The sequence below is a fragment of the Robertmurraya mangrovi genome, from assembly GCF_034427655.1.
Classification (GTDB): Bacteria; Bacillota; Bacilli; order Bacillales; family Cytobacillaceae; genus Robertmurraya_A; species Robertmurraya_A mangrovi.
Genome location: NZ_JAXOFX010000007.1, coordinates 182,402 through 199,471 on the forward strand (window position 1 = coordinate 182,402; position 17,070 = coordinate 199,471).

9 protein-coding genes, 21 tRNA genes and 2 rRNA genes are annotated in these 17,070 nt (G+C 38.1%); 1 reads left to right on the forward strand and 31 read right to left on the reverse strand.

Annotation, left to right across the window (positions count from 1 at the left end; genetic code table 11):
• Nucleotides 1–66 precede the first annotated feature (66 nt).
• The 3 genes from menH to SM124_RS12765 are packed head-to-tail and all read right to left on the reverse strand — an operon-like array spanning nt 67 to nt 4,027.
• Nucleotides 67–873 carry a 2-succinyl-6-hydroxy-2,4-cyclohexadiene-1-carboxylate synthase gene (gene menH / locus SM124_RS12755; RefSeq protein ID WP_322446921.1) on the reverse strand — a complete coding sequence of 269 codons (807 nt, stop codon included), beginning with the start codon at nt 871–873 and terminating at the stop codon, nt 67–69.
• Nucleotides 870–2,627, reverse strand: a complete 1,758-nt coding sequence (gene menD / locus SM124_RS12760; protein WP_322446922.1) for a 2-succinyl-5-enolpyruvyl-6-hydroxy-3-cyclohexene-1-carboxylic-acid synthase — start codon at nt 2,625–2,627, stop codon at nt 870–872. Before menD ends, menH begins: the two co-directional genes overlap by 4 nt.
• Nucleotides 2,624–4,027, reverse strand: a complete 1,404-nt coding sequence (locus SM124_RS12765) for an isochorismate synthase (protein ID WP_322446923.1) — start codon at nt 4,025–4,027, stop codon at nt 2,624–2,626. Before SM124_RS12765 ends, menD begins: the two co-directional genes overlap by 4 nt.
• Nucleotides 4,028–4,481: 454 nt before the next feature.
• Here SM124_RS12765 and SM124_RS12770 point away from each other — a divergent pair, with 454 nt between their 5' ends.
• Nucleotides 4,482–5,414: a 1,4-dihydroxy-2-naphthoate polyprenyltransferase gene (locus SM124_RS12770; RefSeq protein WP_322446924.1), complete on the forward strand. Its 933-nt coding sequence runs from the start codon at nt 4,482–4,484 to the stop codon at nt 5,412–5,414.
• Between the two features lie 58 nt (nt 5,415–5,472).
• Here SM124_RS12770 and SM124_RS12775 read toward each other — a convergent pair whose 3' ends face one another.
• The 28 genes from SM124_RS12775 to SM124_RS12910 all read right to left on the reverse strand — a co-directional run.
• Nucleotides 5,473–7,890 (reverse strand): glycogen/starch/alpha-glucan phosphorylase, encoded by a 2,418-nt coding sequence (locus SM124_RS12775; protein ID WP_322446925.1) that lies wholly within the window; start codon nt 7,888–7,890, stop codon nt 5,473–5,475.
• Nucleotides 7,880–9,328: a glycogen synthase GlgA gene (gene glgA / locus SM124_RS12780; RefSeq protein WP_322446926.1), complete on the reverse strand. Its 1,449-nt coding sequence runs from the start codon at nt 9,326–9,328 to the stop codon at nt 7,880–7,882. The genes SM124_RS12775 and glgA overlap by 11 nt, the downstream gene beginning before the upstream one ends.
• Nucleotides 9,325–10,353 (reverse strand): GlgC family sugar phosphate nucleotidyltransferase, encoded by a 1,029-nt coding sequence (locus SM124_RS12785; RefSeq protein ID WP_322446927.1) that lies wholly within the window; start codon nt 10,351–10,353, stop codon nt 9,325–9,327. Before SM124_RS12785 ends, glgA begins: the two co-directional genes overlap by 4 nt.
• A gap of 59 nt (nt 10,354–10,412) precedes the next feature.
• The gene (locus SM124_RS12790; protein ID WP_322446928.1) at nt 10,413–11,558 is read right to left on the reverse strand and encodes a glucose-1-phosphate adenylyltransferase; all 1,146 of its coding nucleotides are present in this window, start codon (nt 11,556–11,558) and stop codon (nt 10,413–10,415) included.
• The gene (gene glgB, locus SM124_RS12795) at nt 11,500–13,443 is read right to left on the reverse strand and encodes a 1,4-alpha-glucan branching protein GlgB (RefSeq protein ID WP_322446929.1); all 1,944 of its coding nucleotides are present in this window, start codon (nt 13,441–13,443) and stop codon (nt 11,500–11,502) included. Before glgB ends, SM124_RS12790 begins: the two co-directional genes overlap by 59 nt.
• Before the next feature lie 779 nt (nt 13,444–14,222).
• Nucleotides 14,223–14,294 (reverse strand) — tRNA-Glu (locus SM124_RS12800).
• A 7-nt stretch (nt 14,295–14,301) separates the two neighbouring features.
• A tRNA-Ser gene (locus SM124_RS12805) sits at nt 14,302–14,392 on the reverse strand.
• 3 nt (nt 14,393–14,395) lie between these two features.
• Nucleotides 14,396–14,470 (reverse strand) — tRNA-Asn (locus SM124_RS12810).
• Between the two features lie 16 nt (nt 14,471–14,486).
• Nucleotides 14,487–14,563 (reverse strand) — tRNA-Ile (locus tag SM124_RS12815).
• A 3-nt stretch (nt 14,564–14,566) separates the two neighbouring features.
• Nucleotides 14,567–14,640: transfer RNA gene (locus SM124_RS12820), tRNA-Gly, on the reverse strand.
• 11 nt (nt 14,641–14,651) lie between these two features.
• Nucleotides 14,652–14,727: transfer RNA gene (locus SM124_RS12825), tRNA-His, on the reverse strand.
• Between the two features lie 28 nt (nt 14,728–14,755).
• A tRNA-Phe gene (locus SM124_RS12830) sits at nt 14,756–14,831 on the reverse strand.
• Nucleotides 14,832–14,836: 5 nt separating this feature from the next.
• Nucleotides 14,837–14,912: transfer RNA gene (locus tag SM124_RS12835), tRNA-Asp, on the reverse strand.
• A 15-nt stretch (nt 14,913–14,927) separates the two neighbouring features.
• A tRNA-Met gene (locus SM124_RS12840) sits at nt 14,928–15,001 on the reverse strand.
• A gap of 189 nt (nt 15,002–15,190) precedes the next feature.
• Nucleotides 15,191–15,283: transfer RNA gene (locus tag SM124_RS12845), tRNA-Ser, on the reverse strand.
• 12 nt (nt 15,284–15,295) lie between these two features.
• A tRNA-Ile gene (locus SM124_RS12850) sits at nt 15,296–15,372 on the reverse strand.
• Nucleotides 15,373–15,376: 4 nt separating this feature from the next.
• A tRNA-Met gene (locus SM124_RS12855) sits at nt 15,377–15,453 on the reverse strand.
• A gap of 109 nt (nt 15,454–15,562) precedes the next feature.
• Nucleotides 15,563–15,635: transfer RNA gene (locus tag SM124_RS12860), tRNA-Ala, on the reverse strand.
• Nucleotides 15,636–15,653: 18 nt separating this feature from the next.
• Nucleotides 15,654–15,727, reverse strand: a tRNA-Pro gene (locus SM124_RS12865).
• Nucleotides 15,728–15,735: 8 nt separating this feature from the next.
• Nucleotides 15,736–15,812 (reverse strand) — tRNA-Arg (locus tag SM124_RS12870).
• Between the two features lie 61 nt (nt 15,813–15,873).
• Nucleotides 15,874–15,959, reverse strand: a tRNA-Leu gene (locus SM124_RS12875).
• A gap of 6 nt (nt 15,960–15,965) precedes the next feature.
• Nucleotides 15,966–16,040 (reverse strand) — tRNA-Gly (locus SM124_RS12880).
• 42 nt (nt 16,041–16,082) lie between these two features.
• Nucleotides 16,083–16,167, reverse strand: a tRNA-Leu gene (locus tag SM124_RS12885).
• A gap of 45 nt (nt 16,168–16,212) precedes the next feature.
• Nucleotides 16,213–16,285, reverse strand: a tRNA-Lys gene (locus SM124_RS12890).
• 172 nt (nt 16,286–16,457) lie between these two features.
• Nucleotides 16,458–16,533, reverse strand: a tRNA-Thr gene (locus tag SM124_RS12895).
• 64 nt (nt 16,534–16,597) lie between these two features.
• Nucleotides 16,598–16,673: transfer RNA gene (locus SM124_RS12900), tRNA-Val, on the reverse strand.
• Nucleotides 16,674–16,683: 10 nt separating this feature from the next.
• Nucleotides 16,684–16,800, reverse strand: a 5S ribosomal RNA gene (gene rrf / locus SM124_RS12905).
• A 106-nt stretch (nt 16,801–16,906) separates the two neighbouring features.
• A 23S ribosomal RNA gene (locus SM124_RS12910) occupies nt 16,907–17,070 on the reverse strand; the annotation flags it as partial.

Sequence of the window (17,070 nt, forward strand, 5' to 3'; positions counted from 1 at the left end):
CTTGTAAAATTTATTATAAAGTCTTTGCCTAATGTAAGCGGAAACAAGCATTCTAGCCTACAAATACTACTTCGACAAAAACCTACTTACTATTGTACCAAACTTTTCACTTTCTTCCACATGAATTGCATGGCCACACTCTTTAATATTAACCCACTCGACATTTTTTATCTTTTGAGTCATCTTTGCGGCTATTTCGCAGAATTTTTTGTCGAGTGAACCAGTGATTAACAAAGTCTCATTTGTCAATAAGTGCAGTTGTTCCCACCTTGAAGGTTGAGATCCTGTTCCCATTCCAAGTAGGCTGTTAGATAAACCAATAATAGAATTCTCTAACCTTTGCGTCCTTACTCGAGCTTGTGTATGGTCAGGTAAACTTTTTTGACTTTGAAATAGACCAATGTTTTCCCAGTAATCTACAAACTCCGTCATTCCTCTTTCGATAATAAATTCAGCTAATTTTCGATCTTGCTCGATTCGAGTCAGTCGTTCTGCTTCTGTATCAATTCCTGGAGTTGCACTTTCCAAAACTAGCTTCCTGACCTTATGAGGATGGGCCATAGCAAAAGAAAGAGCCAGCCTTCCTCCCATAGAATAGCCAAGAAAATCGGCTTTTCCTATATTCAACATGTCCATAAGCAAAGACAAATCCTTTACCACTGACATCATATTGTACCTATCGACACTGGTAGGAGACTCTGTCCCACCATGACCAATAATATCGACAGCAATGATTTTTGAATGTTTTCCCCATTTTTCTTGAAACGGTGACCAGGTTTTAGTATTTCCTGTAAAACCATGCAATAAAATTAGGGGAAAACCTTCTCCAATGATGTCGACATGGTAGCGAATGCCGTCTATGACAAAGTTCATTCCCATTCACCATTCACAAATCGACTAGTTATTTCCTGGGAAACAGCATTCCACAATTCTCGATGTTCAGTCAGGTTCTTGTCACGATTTGTCGGAATTTCAATTACTTTTAAACCAGGATTCTTCATATTTTGCACGAAAGAGGAAGTAAAATGTGCCCAATCAGAGCAAAGCTCATACTGACCATCGTACATAGTAATAGCATGATTGAAATTTAGGTTCAATGGTGTACCATATAATAATTCGAAATTTTTAGGATGTTGGGACTGAGGAAGAAACGAAAAAATGCCTCCACCGTTATTGTTTATTAAAATGACGTTAATATCAATGTTAAGAAGCTTAGATGCTATTAAGCCATTTAAGTCATGAAATAAAGTTAAGTCTCCTAATACTAAGTAGAAGGGTTGGTGGACCATCGCTGCACCTAAAGCAGTTGAAACGATTCCATCAATACCATTCGCTCCACGATTAGCCATAATCTTTATGGATTTATTATTAGAATAAAGAAAAGTATCTAAATCCCTAATAGGCATACTGTTCCCCACAAAAAGGGTAGCCCCATGAGGAAGTAAATCAATTAATTGATAAAACAACTTACCTTCACTTATTTCATCAGTATCATTAATCCGGCTCAGGTTCTCTTTTGTAAAAGCATTTACTTCGATCCACTTTTTCAGAAAAGAGGAAGAAGACTTTTTAGCTACCAAATTTGATAAAGAGTTACAGAAAATGGTTTCATTACAATAAATCATATGGGTGCTAAGAAGAGATGGATCACGCCAACCTTGTCCACCATCAATAATCCATTGATCGATATTTTCATTTTCTTTTAGGAAGATGGATAATGGTTTCGATACTGGCATCGTACCAAAACGAATAATAATATCAGGCTTTAATGAAGTCTTAGCATGCTCATTTTTAAGGAAAGTATCATATGTATCAATAATATTAGTAAGATCGTGTTTTCCACTTCTTAATTGGGATAAAGGATCCGCTAAGATTGGGAATTGTATCGTCTCGGCAAATGATGTTACAGCTTGAGCAAACTTTTCATCTTCTATAGACCCACAAATGATAAGTCCATTTGAATAACTCGCTAAGCTAGCGGCCAACTTTTTAAATTGATCCTCATTCAAAGATAAAGAACCTTGTTCGATATCTACATAACCTTCAAGCCTTTCAGGAAAGTCAAATAGATCTTCTTTATCTAAATTCGGAATTAAAGGTTCTCGAAAAGGAAAGTTCAAATGTACCGGGCCAGAAGGAGCTGCGTGAGTAGTTGCAACTGCTCTAGCACAGACCATTCTAGCATAGCGAATCATCTCTTTCGTACTTTCCGGTGGAGCCATCTCAACGAACCATTTTACATTTTTACCATAAAGATGTATTTGATCAATTGCTTGCGGAGCACCAACATCTCTTAATTCATGAGGACGATCAGCCGTCAGTACGATTAGTGGCACTCTAGAGTAATACGCCTCGATAACAGCAGGGTAATAATTAGCCGCTGCTGTTCCTGATGTACATAGGATAGCCACAGGTTTTCCTAATGCTTTCGCCATTCCTAATGCGAAAAAAGCAGCTGACCTTTCGTCAACATGTATATGTACATTTAAATCTGGATGTTCTGCCATTATCATGGCCATAGGAGTAGAACGAGAGCCAGGACTAACAACAACATCCTTGACCCCCGTTTGTACTAATTCAGCAACAAATGCTGCAATATATGAAGTTAAAGCTTCCTGATGATTCATTTATCCATTCCTCCAAGCGCGGAAAGCATAGGACGAAACTTAATATTCGTTTCTTGATATTCACTTTCAGCATTAGAATCTGCAACTACTCCACATCCTGCAAAAAGTGAAGCTTCTCTTCCTTGAATTAATCCAGAGCGAATAGCGACTATAAACTCCCCATTTCCCTCATAATCCATCCAACCAAGTGGTGAAGCATAAAAACCACGGTCTAATTCTTCTACTTCTCTAATTTTTTCAACCGCTTCTTTTTTCGGTAGACCACCAAGGGCAGGGGTAGGATGAAGGAGATTAACTAACTGTAATAACGAGCTTGATTTGCTTCCTTTTCCTATAACTGGTGTATAAAGGTGTTGAATATCTCTCATCTTCATTAAAGCTGGTCTTTCGGGAAGATGAACTTCTGTACATACCTGTTCCATCGCTTCCTTAATCATATCCACAACAAACTGATGCTCGGATAAGTTTTTCTCATCCGTTAGGAGTTGATTACCCAGCTCCTCATCTAAATTGTCTGTATCACCACGGGCAATCGAACCAGCTAAACAGGTAGAAAACAAATCTTCTCCTTCTTTTTTGACCAATCTTTCAGGAGAGGCACCTACAAAACAATCACCATTTGATTCAAAAGCAAAAATAAAGCTTCGAGGCTGTTCCTTTAATAAATTGAATACAATGGTTTCAATTGAGAGGGTATCCTTAAAAACCAATCGCAATTCCCTAGCTAGAACTGCCTTTTTTAACGACCCAGTTTTCAAATCTTGAACTAGCTCGGTTACTGATTGTTTCCACTCTTCCGGATTAATCTCTAGTTTCTTTTCTAAAGTATTTTCACTAAAGTTTGGTTTGCCAATAAATGAAAGCAGCGACAGTCTTTCATTCACAATTCTTTCAACTAATGATTCATTATCATGTTGAGTGCAAATTACATTCGTTGTTAAATAGGTTTCATTATTAATTACTGTAAGTAAATATTTAGGTATATGAAAAAGGGTATCTGAGTACTTTGACCATAAATCAGTTTTTGTTTTTTGAGGATCAAATGAAAACCCTCCAAACATAATAGGGCCAGTTGCTGCTTCTTTATATTTGTTAAAAATTAAACCATTTTCGGTAAAACGCTTCCACTCTTTTTCAACATGAAAAAAGCGGCCAGAATCCTGATCCGTTTGAATTTGTTTACATATTCCTAAACCAACTAGAAAAATGTTATCAGAAGGGTCTTTCCAAAAAAAACGTTCACCAAAAAAACTCTCTTTTCCCGCTCTGAAAAAAGAAAGTGGTTCCATTTGATGTATTTTTTGGACCTCACTGACTAATACGGGCGTAGAAAGCTTGTGCGCTTTCTGTATAGCTTCATGGATCCCTTCTTTTAGCTCCGTATCTTGAATGGTAACCAAAAAAATCCCCCCAATAACAGCCGTATGACCATTATCTTTCTTTATGTTTCTAACTATACGTTTATTGCAAAATACAGTCTAAACTTATTTTAAGATACACCTCATGATATAGACATGTCAACAAAGGTACTCACATAATCCCTAGTATTTTCCTTATTATATAAATTTCAATCATACTTGGGTGATTATAAGGTTTTCCGTAGTTACACTTTATTTTAGTGTTACCTTCTTCAAGCCCGTTGAATCATCTGGCTATCATGTCTTCCTAGATGGAAAATGAACCCTAATATAGGGGCAAAAAGTCATTGACACTAGTTGCTCATTTACATACACTTATAGATGGGCTTTCTTTACGCATTACGAAATAAAATTGTATAGTTCATTGATTTTCGTAGTAAACTCTAGAGGGTTTTAAATAAATATATAGGTTTTATAAAGGGGAGGAGAGTACTATATGCAACCACAGACGCAGACAAGTTCTTCACCTGCTGTAAATAATAAAAATTGGAGAGTTTGGTGGCAATTAACTAGACCCCATACATTAACGGCAGCTTTTGTTCCTGTTTTATTAGGAACAGCGTTAGCCATTCAGGATACAAATATCCACTTTGGCTTATTTTTTGCGATGTTGATTGCGAGTCTTTTAATTCAAGCAGCAACGAATATGTTTAATGAGTATTATGATTATAAACGTGGCTTAGACCATGAAAACTCCGTAGGTATCGGAGGGGCCATTGTAAGGCATGGTGTTCGAGCAAAAACGGTATTAAATCTAGCATTTGGTCTATATGGTCTGTCTATTCTACTAGGAATATACATTTGTATGAATAGTTCTTGGTGGCTTGCAGTAATTGGTCTTATTTGTATGGCCGCTGGATATTTTTATACAGGTGGACCACTTCCCATTGCTTACACACCATTTGGTGAAATTGTAGCCGGTTTCTTTATGGGTATGCTGATTATTTTAATTTCTTTTTACATCCAAACAGGAACAGTTTCAGCCGTAAGTATCCTTGTTTCTATCCCTATTGTGATTTTAGTTGGTGCGATCCTATTAGCTAATAATATTCGTGATTTGGACGGAGATAAAGAGTTTGGCCGCAAAACATTAGCTATTCTTTTAGGAAGAAATGGGGCTATTTACTTATTAGCTGGAATGTTCATTGTTTCCTATACTTGGGTATTCATACTGATTTTAATGGGATATACTTCTGCTTGGTTAGCCATTGTAGTAATTAGTGCTCCAAAAGCAATTAAGGCCACGAAAGGTTTTATCGGTAAAACCATTCCAATTCAAATGATGCCAGCAATGAAGGCAACTGCACAAACAAATACAATCTTCGGATTTTTATTATCAATTGGTCTTTTCTTAGGTTATTTCTTATAATGTTTATACACTAGAAAAAAGGCTTCTGCTAAGTTAGCAGAAGCCTTTTTTGTACGATCTAATTTTTAGTTAATGGTCTTTTATTCACTGGCCTAATATTCCAAATATCATCCGCATATTGCTGAATAGTCCGGTCACTAGAAAAATGTCCCGAACGTGAAATATTTAACAAACTCATTTTCAACCATTGGTTCTGATCCTTATATTTTAGTCCTACTTCTTTTTGAACATCAATATAAGAAGCAAAATCTCTTAAAACAAAGTATTGATCGTTTTCCATAATGAGCGAATCTGAAATCATCTCAAACTCATCTTCAACGTCCTCAAAAAATCCATTCGTTAACTGGTCTACCACTGTGCGTATTCTCTTATCATGATGGTAATACTCAAATGAACGATATCCACCATTTTGATAATAATCTAATACCTCTTCCGCAGTTAATCCAAAAATAAAAATATTGTCATCTCCGACCATTTCTTTTATCTCAATGTTGGCTCCATCTAATGTACCTACAGTTAAAGCCCCGTTCATCATAAACTTCATGTTTCCAGTACCAGAAGCCTCTTTACTTGCAGTAGAGATTTGCTCACTCACATCTGCTGCTGGGAAGATCTCCTCTGCAAGAGATACGCGGTAATTTTCTAAGAAAACAACTCTAATTTGTCCTCTTACTACAGGATCATTATTTACTTTATCGGCTACTGAATTAATCAGCTTAATAATTTTTTTGGCGTAATAATAACCAGGTGACGCCTTAGCCCCAAAGATAAAAGTACGTGGATACATCGTAAATGATGAGTCTTCTTTTATGCGGTTGTATAAATACATAATGTGTAAAATATTTAGTAATTGCCTTTTATATGCATGGAGTCGCTTCACTTGAATGTCAAATATAGATGTTATATCAACATTTATTCCGGTTTGTTCCTTAATACGAGCAGCTAACTTGATTTTGTTCTCTTGTTTAACCATAAACAACTGATCTAAAAAGGCGGGATCATCCTGATAGCCTTCAAGCTCTAAAAGTTGATCTGGCTTACTTATCCACGAATCCCCGATTCCTTCACAAATGAGATTTGTTAGCTTTGGATTTGATTTTAACAGCCATCTTCTATGAGTAATTCCATTTGTTTTATTATTAAATTTTTCTGGATACAGCTGATAAAAAGAGTTCATTTCTCGTTTTTTTAATATTTCTGTATGAATCTCAGCTACACCATTTACACTGTGTGATCCCACGATTGCTAGATGTGCCATTTTCACCTGATCATGTGCAATAATGGCCATATTTTCGATTCGATTCCATTCACCAGGATATTTCTGCCATAGTTGCTGACAAAAACGCTCATTGATTTCATTTACAATCATATAGATTCTTGGTAATAATGGTTGGAAAATTCTAATGGGCCATTTCTCTAAAGCTTCAGCTAAAGTGGTGTGATTCGTGTAGGAGATAGTTTGAGTAGTAATATGCCAAGCCTCTTCCCAACCCAAATTTTCTTCATCTAATAAAACACGCATGAGTTCTGGTATGGCTAGCACTGGATGAGTGTCGTTAATGTGAATCCCTACATGTTCATGTAAATCTTCTATTCTATTAAACTGCTTTCGGTAAGCACGTATAATGGATCTAATACTTGCAGAAACAAGGAAATACTGCTGTTTTAGTCTTAATATTTTTCCTTCATCATGAGTGTCATCAGGATATAAAAAATCTGAAACTGCTTCCGTCTCTCGTTTATATTTCATGATATCTTTATGAACAAGGTAAGGGGATGGCTCAGCACTCCATAGCCTTAATGTATTGACAGTATCAGTATTGTAACCGACAACTGGCACATCATAAGGAACCGCTGTAATCGTTTCAGCATCTACATGTCTAAAAGTAAGACGCCCATCTTTCTCTAACGTTTCAACCTTCCCCCAAAATGGGACTTCAATAGATAAATCTGCTTTCCTAACCTCCCAAACATGGCCATTTCGTAGCCACTGTTCGGGTAATTCAACTTGATATCCATCGACAATCTTTTGCTCAAACAGACCATGTTTATAGCGTATTCCACAACCATGTCCTGGAAGATTTAAGCAGGCTAAGGAATCTAGAAAGCATGCTGCCAGCCTACCAAGACCGCCATTTCCAAGAGCTGCATCAGCCTCAACCTCTTCTAAATCATCGAGATTGATTCCTAGTTCTGATAAGCCTTCCTGTACCACTTGGTCAACCCCTAAGTTTAGGAGATTATGCCTTAAAAGCTTTCCTAATAAAAATTCTATAGATAAATAATACACTTGTTTTTCCTTAGCTGAACGGTACTTCTCATTTGTTTTGATCCAATTAGAACTAACATATTCACGAATCATATTTCCTAATGTTTGATAACGATCTCGTTTAGAGCTCTCTTTAAAGCTCTTTCCACAAGTCATCTCAAGCCTTTGTAAAAACACTTCCTTAAACTCGGTCTTATTAGAAAACATGACTCTCACTCCTGGAAATGATTTCAGCATAAAGGTGATTATACTTAAATGCAGATTGGGCCCAACTATGGTCGATGTTCATTGCATTTTTCACAAGACTATTCCACGTTCTTTTTTGTTGGTAGAACTTTATAGCTCTTCGAATTGTAAACAACATATCGTGGGCATTAAAATTAGTAAAAGTAAAACCATTACCTTTGCCTGAATACTCATCATATGAGTATACGGTATCATTTAGACCACCCGTTTCCCTGACAATAGGAATGGAACCATATCGCATCGCAATCATTTGTCCTAATCCACATGGTTCAAATAGAGAAGGCATTAAAAACATATCGCCCGCAGCATAAATTTGGTGAGCTAAGCCTTCATCGAACCCAATATACGCTTTAAACTGTTCTGGATAGTGATATTCCATCGTTCTGAAATAGTCTTCAAAGGCAGGGTCACCTGTGCCTAGAACAATAAATTGGATTTCTTCAGACATGATTTCTTGAAACACACATTTTACAAGATCAAGTCCCTTTTGTTGAGTTAATCGAGTAATCATCACCATTAAAGGAATATCCTTTTCTGGAAGTCCAAATCGACGTTGTATATCGAGTTTATTTATTCTTTTATTTTTCAATGTTGTAGGATTATACGTTTTAGTCAAATATGAATCTGAATCAGGATTATAAAATTCATCATCTATACCATTTACAATGCCTTCTAAATCACTAGCTCTTCGTTCGAGAAGACCATTCAACTTTTCTCCATAATAGTCTGTTTGTATTTCTTTCATATAGGTAGGGCTTACCGTTGAAATTTTATCTGCTGCCACAATCGCTGCCTTCATAAAGTTGATGTGTCCATAAAACTCCAATTGATCAGAATTAAAGTATTTATCCTCTAACCCCAATAAATCTCCTAAAGCCCCTTGTGGCATAATGCCTTGAAATTGCAGGTTATGAATGGTGAATACCGTTCGTATAAATTCATAGCCTTTTCGACTTTGATATTCCACTCTTAGTAAAAAAGGAATCATTCCAGTATGCCAATCATGACAATGAATGACATCTGGAAAATAGTTTAGATGTGATAAACTTTCTAAAACAGCTCGGTTAAAGTAGGCAAAACGTTCACCATCGTCAAAGAACCCATAAAGCTGATTACGCTTAAAATAGTATTCATTGTCAACTAAATAGAAAGTAACTCCCTCAAATGTCACTTCCTCTATTCCACAATACTGTTTTCTCCAGCCTACATTCACTGTAAATTCTGCTATCTTACTGCTTGTTTTCAAAAGCTCTTCTGAAATCGTTCCATATTTAGGAAGGATGACTCTAACTTCTGTTCCGAGTTTCTTTAATTCTTTCGGAAGTGAACCTGCAACATCTGCAAGTCCACCTGATTTTATAAATGGAACACATTCAGAAACAGCAAATAATACTTTCACGACTTCATCAACGCCCCTTGTATTGTTCCTTTACGTATAACATAAGGTGACTCAACAGAACCAATCATAATAGTACCAGGCTCTATCTTTACATCCTTGTCTAAAATCACCGATTCTAACACACAATTTTCACCAATTTGACTCTTCTGCATAATAATACAATTTTTCACAGTAGACCCTTTACCAATCTTAACTGCTCTCGAAATCAGGCTATTTTCCACATTACCTTCAATGAGACATCCATTTGCAATCATTGAATTTCGTACAAAAGCACCCTTTAAATACCGTGTGGGTGGTTCATCTTTTACTTTCGTGTAAATAGGCTGATCCTTTAAAAACAGTTGTTTCCATACATCAGGTTTAAGGAGATTCATACTTGTTTCGTAATAAGCTTGAATGGAATCAATTTGCTTCGCATACCCACTATATTCATAGTGACATAGTTTATAAGCATGATTGATATCTGTTACAACATCTCGCATACATGTATAACCAGTCATATCTCGGTTTTCGATTAAGTCCATTAGCAAAGAAGTTTTCACCAAATACATTTGGAGTGACTTACTATTATTTCTAATCTCAGTAATATCACAGCCACTGTTCACATGCCATTTGAGCACTGGTTTAAAATTCATATTGAACACAGTAAAACAATTTGAAATTAAAGCGTACTCTTGTGTACTTCTATGGAAAAAATCTATATTAGCGGCAAAATGATTAAAAGAACCAATTCCCTTACTTGAACCATCTATAATCGGTGAAGGAAAAAAGAAAAGGCCATCTCTTTTTCTATTTAAATCCCAGTTTTTTCCTGACCCTAAATGATCCATTAGTGAACGGTATTGAAACTTTGGAAAAATAGCAACACTTTTAATACCTGAATTCACCATATTAGATAATATAAAATCGATTAAACGATATCTTCCACCGAACGGTACCGCAGCAAGTGAACGATGAAGAATCAGTTCCTCTAAATCTTCATGATAAGTTGTAGCATCAATAACTCCCAGTAATTTATTACTCAACTAGATCACCCCAAGTTTTATCTCTTATTTCCCAAAATCAACATGTACTAAGCTTATTATTAAGAATAAATTTCTTTCAACATCTCTTCTGTAACTAGGACTATCTCATCTATCTCTGTCGAAGCCCTAATCACTGTTCCATCTGGTACTTTCATATTTGAAGGTACAATCGCTTTTTCGATAAAGCAGTTTCTCCCTACAATAGCATCTGGCATAATAACAGATTCTCGAACCATTGAACCACTTTCAACTTTTACCCCTTGAAATAAAACGGATTTCTCTACGTCACCTTCAACTGTACACCCTTCGTTAATGAGGGATTCAGTCACTTCTGCTTCAGGAGAAATATACTGAGGCGGATGATTAGGGTTAACTGAGTAAATTCTCCAATTATAATCAAATAAATTTAGTTCACAGTTTTCATCTAGGAGATCCATATTGGCTTCCCACAGACTCTTAACTGTCCCCACGTCTTTCCAATATCCACTGAATGGATAAGCAAATAGTTTCTTTTTCTCATCTAATAATAGAGGAATCACATCTTTACCAAAGTCATGGCTAGATTCAGGATTACGATCATCCATTTCCAAATAGTCCTTTAAAATAGACCAGTTAAAAATATATATACCCATCGAAGCTAAATTATTTTTGGCAAATTGTGGCTTTTCATCAAACTCGGTTATTCTCATATCTTGGTTAGTATTCATAATCCCAAAGCGACTAGTTTCTTCCCATGGAACCTCAATAACCGAAATCGTAACATCTGATCCTTTTTCAATATGATACTCAAGCATAAGTTCATAATCCATTTTATAAATGTGATCACCAGATAAAATGAGCACATACTCTGGATCGTACTGTTTTAAATAATTCATATTTTGATAAATGGCACTAGCTGTTCCTGTATACCATTTAACCTCGGAAGATTCACTATAAGGAGGAAGGACTGTAACCCCTCCGTTTTTGCGATCGAGATCCCAAGCACTACCTATACCGATATATGAATTCAAAACTAGAGGCTGATATTGCGTTAACACACCCACTGTATCAATACCAGAATTCGTACAATTACTTAAAGTAAAATCTATAATTCTATACTTTCCTCCAAATGGTACGGCTGGTTTTGCTAAACTTTTAGTTAAAGAGCTAAGCCTGCTTCCCTTTCCTCCTGCTAATAACATTGCTACGCACTTCTTCTTTACCATTACCCTTCCTCTCCTTCCGATGCTTTACTGGTCGTAATATAGAAATCCCAAATGGTGGGATTGTCATCTTGATTGAAAATGGCTTTCCATGAAACACTTTATCTTCTGCGAGTATGACCTTTTTATTAACTACTCCAGTTCCACCAAACTGGATCTCATTGCTGTTAAAAACTTCTCTATATGACCCTGCTTTTGGAACACCCACTATGTAGTCTTCATATGTGTGATTTTTAAAATTACATACAATAACTAAGAAGTCATCCTCTAAATTTCCCTTTCGAATAAAGGAGAAAATAGACTGATTATAGTTATGAACATCAATCCATTCAAACCCTTCAGAAAGGTGATCTAGCTCAAACAAAGGTTTTGAACGCTTGTAAATTTTCATTAACTCTTTCACATAATCATTTGTCTTCCTATGCATCTCAAAATCTAATAGATTCCAATCTAATTGTTCTTTATCCTTCCATTCAGAAAACTGTCCGAACTCAAAGCCCATAAACAACAGTTTTTTTCCAGGGTGGGCCATCATAAATCCTAGTAATAGCCTTAGTTGAGCAAATTTTTCCCAATAGTCTCCTGGCATTTTATTTAAAAGTGATTTCTTTCCATGCACAACTTCATCATGTGAAAAAGGTAAGACAAAATTCTCCGAGAAAGCATACATGAGAGAAAAGGTTACTTTTTCGTGAAGCTTTGAACGTTCATTAGGATGGCTCTCCATATAATCCAAAATGTCGTTCATCCACCCCATATTCCATTTATAATTAAATCCTAAGCCTCCATAATGAATAGGGGCAGTCACCTGTGGCCAATCTGTAGAATCTTCGGCTATCATTAGTACACTCGAATCATAATGAAAAACCGTTTTGTTCAATTTCTTTAAAAAGTCAGTACCAAATGTATTCTCTTTGTTTTCTGAGTTCGGCCAAAAAATAATGTTAGATACAGCATCTACACGAAATCCATCGATATGATAGTATTCCATCCAAAATCTAGCGTTAGATATTAAATAACTCTGTACTTCTGTTTTTCCAAGATCAAAGTTTGCTGTTCCCCAAGTAAAATTTTCTCTATCCATAACGGTTTCGTATTCATATAAATACGTACCATCAAAGCGGTGGAGTCCATGCTCATCCTTACAAAAATGTCCAGGAACCCAGTCCATAATGACACCAATATTATTTTGATGACAGAGATCAATAAAGTACATGAGATCATGAGGAGTCCCATAACGACTAGTAACCGAGTAATAACCAGTCCCTTGATAACCCCAAGAAATATCGAGCGGATGCTCAACAAGAGGTAACAACTCAATATGTGTAAAACCATGATCAAGAACATATGGTATTAAATCATTCGCTAACTCACAATACGTCAGAAACGTTCCGTCCTCTTTTTTCTTCCACGAACCAATATGTAACTCGTAAATAACCATTGCATTAGAGTACACTTTCTTTCTATTCTTCATTTGTAACCATCGCTGATCCTTCCACTGATAGCCATCTAGTGTATATACAATGGATGCAGTATTCGGACGAACCTCTGAATAAAAAGCAAATGGATCTGACTTTATTAACTTTTCACCGTTTGATGTGGTGATTTCATACTTATAATAGGAACCCTCAAGGTCTTGCTCAACAATGAGCATCCATATTCCTTCGTTATTCAATTTTTCAAAACTGTATCCCGTTCCGTTCCAGCTATTAAAATCCCCCAATAACTGAACGTTCTTGGCATTTGGTGCCCATACACAAAAACGGGTGCATAATTTGTTATTCGTATGAATTACATGTGCTCCAAACAACCGATAACTCTCGAAGTAATTCCCCTCATGGAACAGATGCACTTGGTAATTGGTCGGAATCAATAAATCGACTGACACTCTATTCCCCGCCCTACTCTTTAATTTCTTTCACTTTCCTGTATTATTCTAGGAAGTATTTTAATATCCTTGTAAAAGTTTTTTAAATTTTAAGACAGTTTCTACAACAATCTGCTATATGTCGGGAGAAAATATTGAACTTCTCGTTCATTCGACAGCATTCCCCTATAATTTCTTCTACAAATTTGATAATTGAAAGAAAAAATATTTTTCATTGAATAATAAATTTTAGTCACTTACAACGGAATTTATGAAAGAAATTTTGTAATACTAATAAAAAAAGATATTTATGAATGGTTAAAATATTTTGACAATAATAGTATTTTTGTATGAGTGAATAGGTTTAATTGGAGGATTAACTCGTTGGAATTTGTTGCTTTGGGAGTTATGTATGATTTCTGCATACAGACTTATTAGTCACATGCGGACTATAGATAGGACTTATATCGGATACTATTTTTTTGCAGGAAAAGCAAAAAGGGGCTGTTCAAAAAGTCATTATAAAAATGACTTTTGAGCACAGTCCCCGTTTTATTAGGTTAGTTCTCATACTTTGATGGGTTTAGTAAGGTTGTCCGTTGATTTCCGGTCCAGTCACTCGCTTTCCGCGGGGAGGAAGTCAAGCCTCCTCGACGTGCCGTCTGTGGGGTCTCGACCTTCCTCTCCATCCCGCAGGAGTCAAGTGCCTTCCCTTCCAAACAACTCTGTGCTTTATACTAAGTCATATTTTCCGAAATAAACAAAAAGAGTTGCTGCATAAGCAACAACTCTTTTTGTAATGACCCATACGGGATTCGAACCCGTGTTACCGCCGTGAAAGGGCGGTGTCTTAACCGCTTGACCAATGGGCCAAATATATGGCGGAGAAGGAGGGATTTGAACCCTCGCGCCGGTTACCCGACCTACACCCTTAGCAGGGGCGCCTCTTCAGCCTCTTGAGTACTTCCCCATATGGCTCCGCAGGTAGGACTCGAACCTACGACCGTTCGGTTAACAGCCGAATGCTCTACCACTGAGCTACTGCGGAATAATATAATCTATACTGGTGGGCCTAAATGGACTCGAACCATCGACCTCACGCTTATCAGGCGTGCGCTCTAACCAGCTGAGCTATAGGCCCAAATGGAGCGGGTGATGGGAATCGAACCCACGACATCAGCTTGGAAGGCTGAGGTTTTACCATTAAACTACACCCGCGTTACTATAAATGGGGCGACTGATGGGAATCGAACCCACGAATGTCGGAACCACAATCCGATGCGTTAACCACTTCGCCACAATCGCCATGGTCTTACATAAGGATAAATTCAAATGGTGGCTCAGGACGGAATCGAACCGCCGACACAAGGATTTTCAGTCCTTTGCTCTACCAACTGAGCTACTGAGCCGTAAATGGCGGTCCCGACGGGAATCGAACCCGCGATCTCCTGCGTGACAGGCAGGCATGTTAACCGCTACACCACGGGACCACTTAAGATGGATTATTGCGGGGACAGGATTTGAACCTGCGACCTTCGGGTTATGAGCCCGACGAGCTACCAGACTGCTCCACCCCGCGATAATAGTATTAATTTCATATTGCACATGCTCTTTGTTTAAGCATAGACTATTCCGATTAACCGCCCCGATTTCAGAAAAAATCTCAAGAAGTGGCTCAATCGGTGCGCTGTAGAGTAATCGAAGAAGCATATTCGATCGTGCTCCACCCCGCGATAATAGTATTAACATTATTTTTTTGTAAAATAAATGGAGGAGGTAGAGGGATTCGAACCCCCGCGCGGTTTGACCCGCCTGTCGGTTTTCAAGACCGATCCCTTCAGCCGGACTTGGGTATACCTCCGTAAAATGTTAATGGTGGACCTTGTAGGACTCGAACCTACGACCGGACGGTTATGAGCCGTCTGCTCTAACCAGCTGAGCTAAAGGTCCATTTTGGTAGCGGCGGAGGGAGTCGAACCCACGACCTCACGGGTATGAACCGTACGCTCTAGCCAGCTGAGCTACACCGCCAAAATGAAATATTAAAAAATTCAGGAAGATTCTTTTCACTACACTCCGTTTCGTGAGTGAATTAATGTAGATTCTTTTTTCTCCACTACGTTACGAAAAAAAATCTAAGTGGAGCCTAGCGGGATCGAACCGCTGACCTCCTGCGTGCAAGGCAGGCGCTCTCCCAGCTGAGCTAAGGCCCCATATAAAAGTACTAATGATCGGGAAGACAGGATTCGAACCTGCGACCCCTTGGTCCCAAACCAAGTGCTCTACCAAGCTGAGCTACTCCCCGATAACTAATGGCGCGCCCGAAAGGAGTCGAACCCATAACCTTCTGATCCGTAGTCAGACGCTCTATCCAATTGAGCTACGGGCGCATAATAAACCTTCAGCTTTCGCTTTAAAACAACTTTTTTTTGCTATTGCAAAAAAGTTAAGTGCCGAGGACCGGAATCGAACCGGTACGGTAGTCACCTACCGCAGGATTTTAAGTCCTGTGCGTCTGCCAGTTCCGCCACCCCGGCATTTCTTGGAGCGGAAGACGGGATTCGAACCCGCGACCCCCACCTTGGCAAGGTGGTGTTCTACCACTGAACTACTTCCGCGTTACATTATTTTTGGTAAATTGTTTACTAGAAGAGCAAATATGGTGCGGGTGAAGGGAGTCGAACCCCCACGCCTTGCGGCGCTAGATCCTAAGTCTAGTGCGTCTGCCAATTCCGCCACACCCGCAATGTAATTAAGTAAACTTCCTTTGCTATTGCAAAAAAAGTTTGATGAGCCATGGAGGACTCGAACCTCCGACCCTCTGATTAAAAGTCAGATGCTCTACCGACTGAGCTAATGGCTCTCAATAATATTTGGCTTTATACTTTCATTCTTCACTGAATTCAGGCATCTACGATGTCCCCATCTCAGGAAGATTACTCAAGAAGCGGCTCGATGGGTACAACTCGAAGCAATTCAAGTAGTATTGCTCGTTGCTCTACCGGCTGAGCTAATGGCTCGTACAAAAATAATAATGGTGCCGGCGATAGGAGTCGAACCCACGACCTACTGATTACAAGTCAGTTGCTCTACCAACTGAGCTACACCGGCATATTAAGATTAAAAGTTAAAGAGAATTAAGGATTTTACTCCACTAAGTTCCGTAAAAAATTCTTGGTGGAGGATGACGGGATCGAACCGCCGACCCCCTGCTTGTAAGGCAGGTGCTCTCCCAGCTGAGCTAATCCTCCGTTTAAAAAAGCCTGGCGACGTCCTACTCTCACAAGGGGACAGCCCCTAACTACCATCGGCGCTGAGAAGCTTAACTTCCGTGTTCGGTATGGGAACGGGTGTGACCTTCTCGCCATCGCCACCAGACTATTATAATTATACATAAAATCAAATTGATTTCAAGAGGAAATTTCTTATTCCCTCAAAACTAGATAATGATTGAAGAAGGAGAATTCGAGTAATCACCAATAAAATGGTTAAGTCCTCGATCGATTAGTATCAGTCAGCTTCACATGTCACCATGCTTCCACCTCTGACCTATCTACCTGATCATCTTTCAGGGATCTTACTAGCTTGCGCTATGGGAAATCTCATCTTGAGGGGGGCTTCATGCTTAGATGCTTTCAGCACTTATCC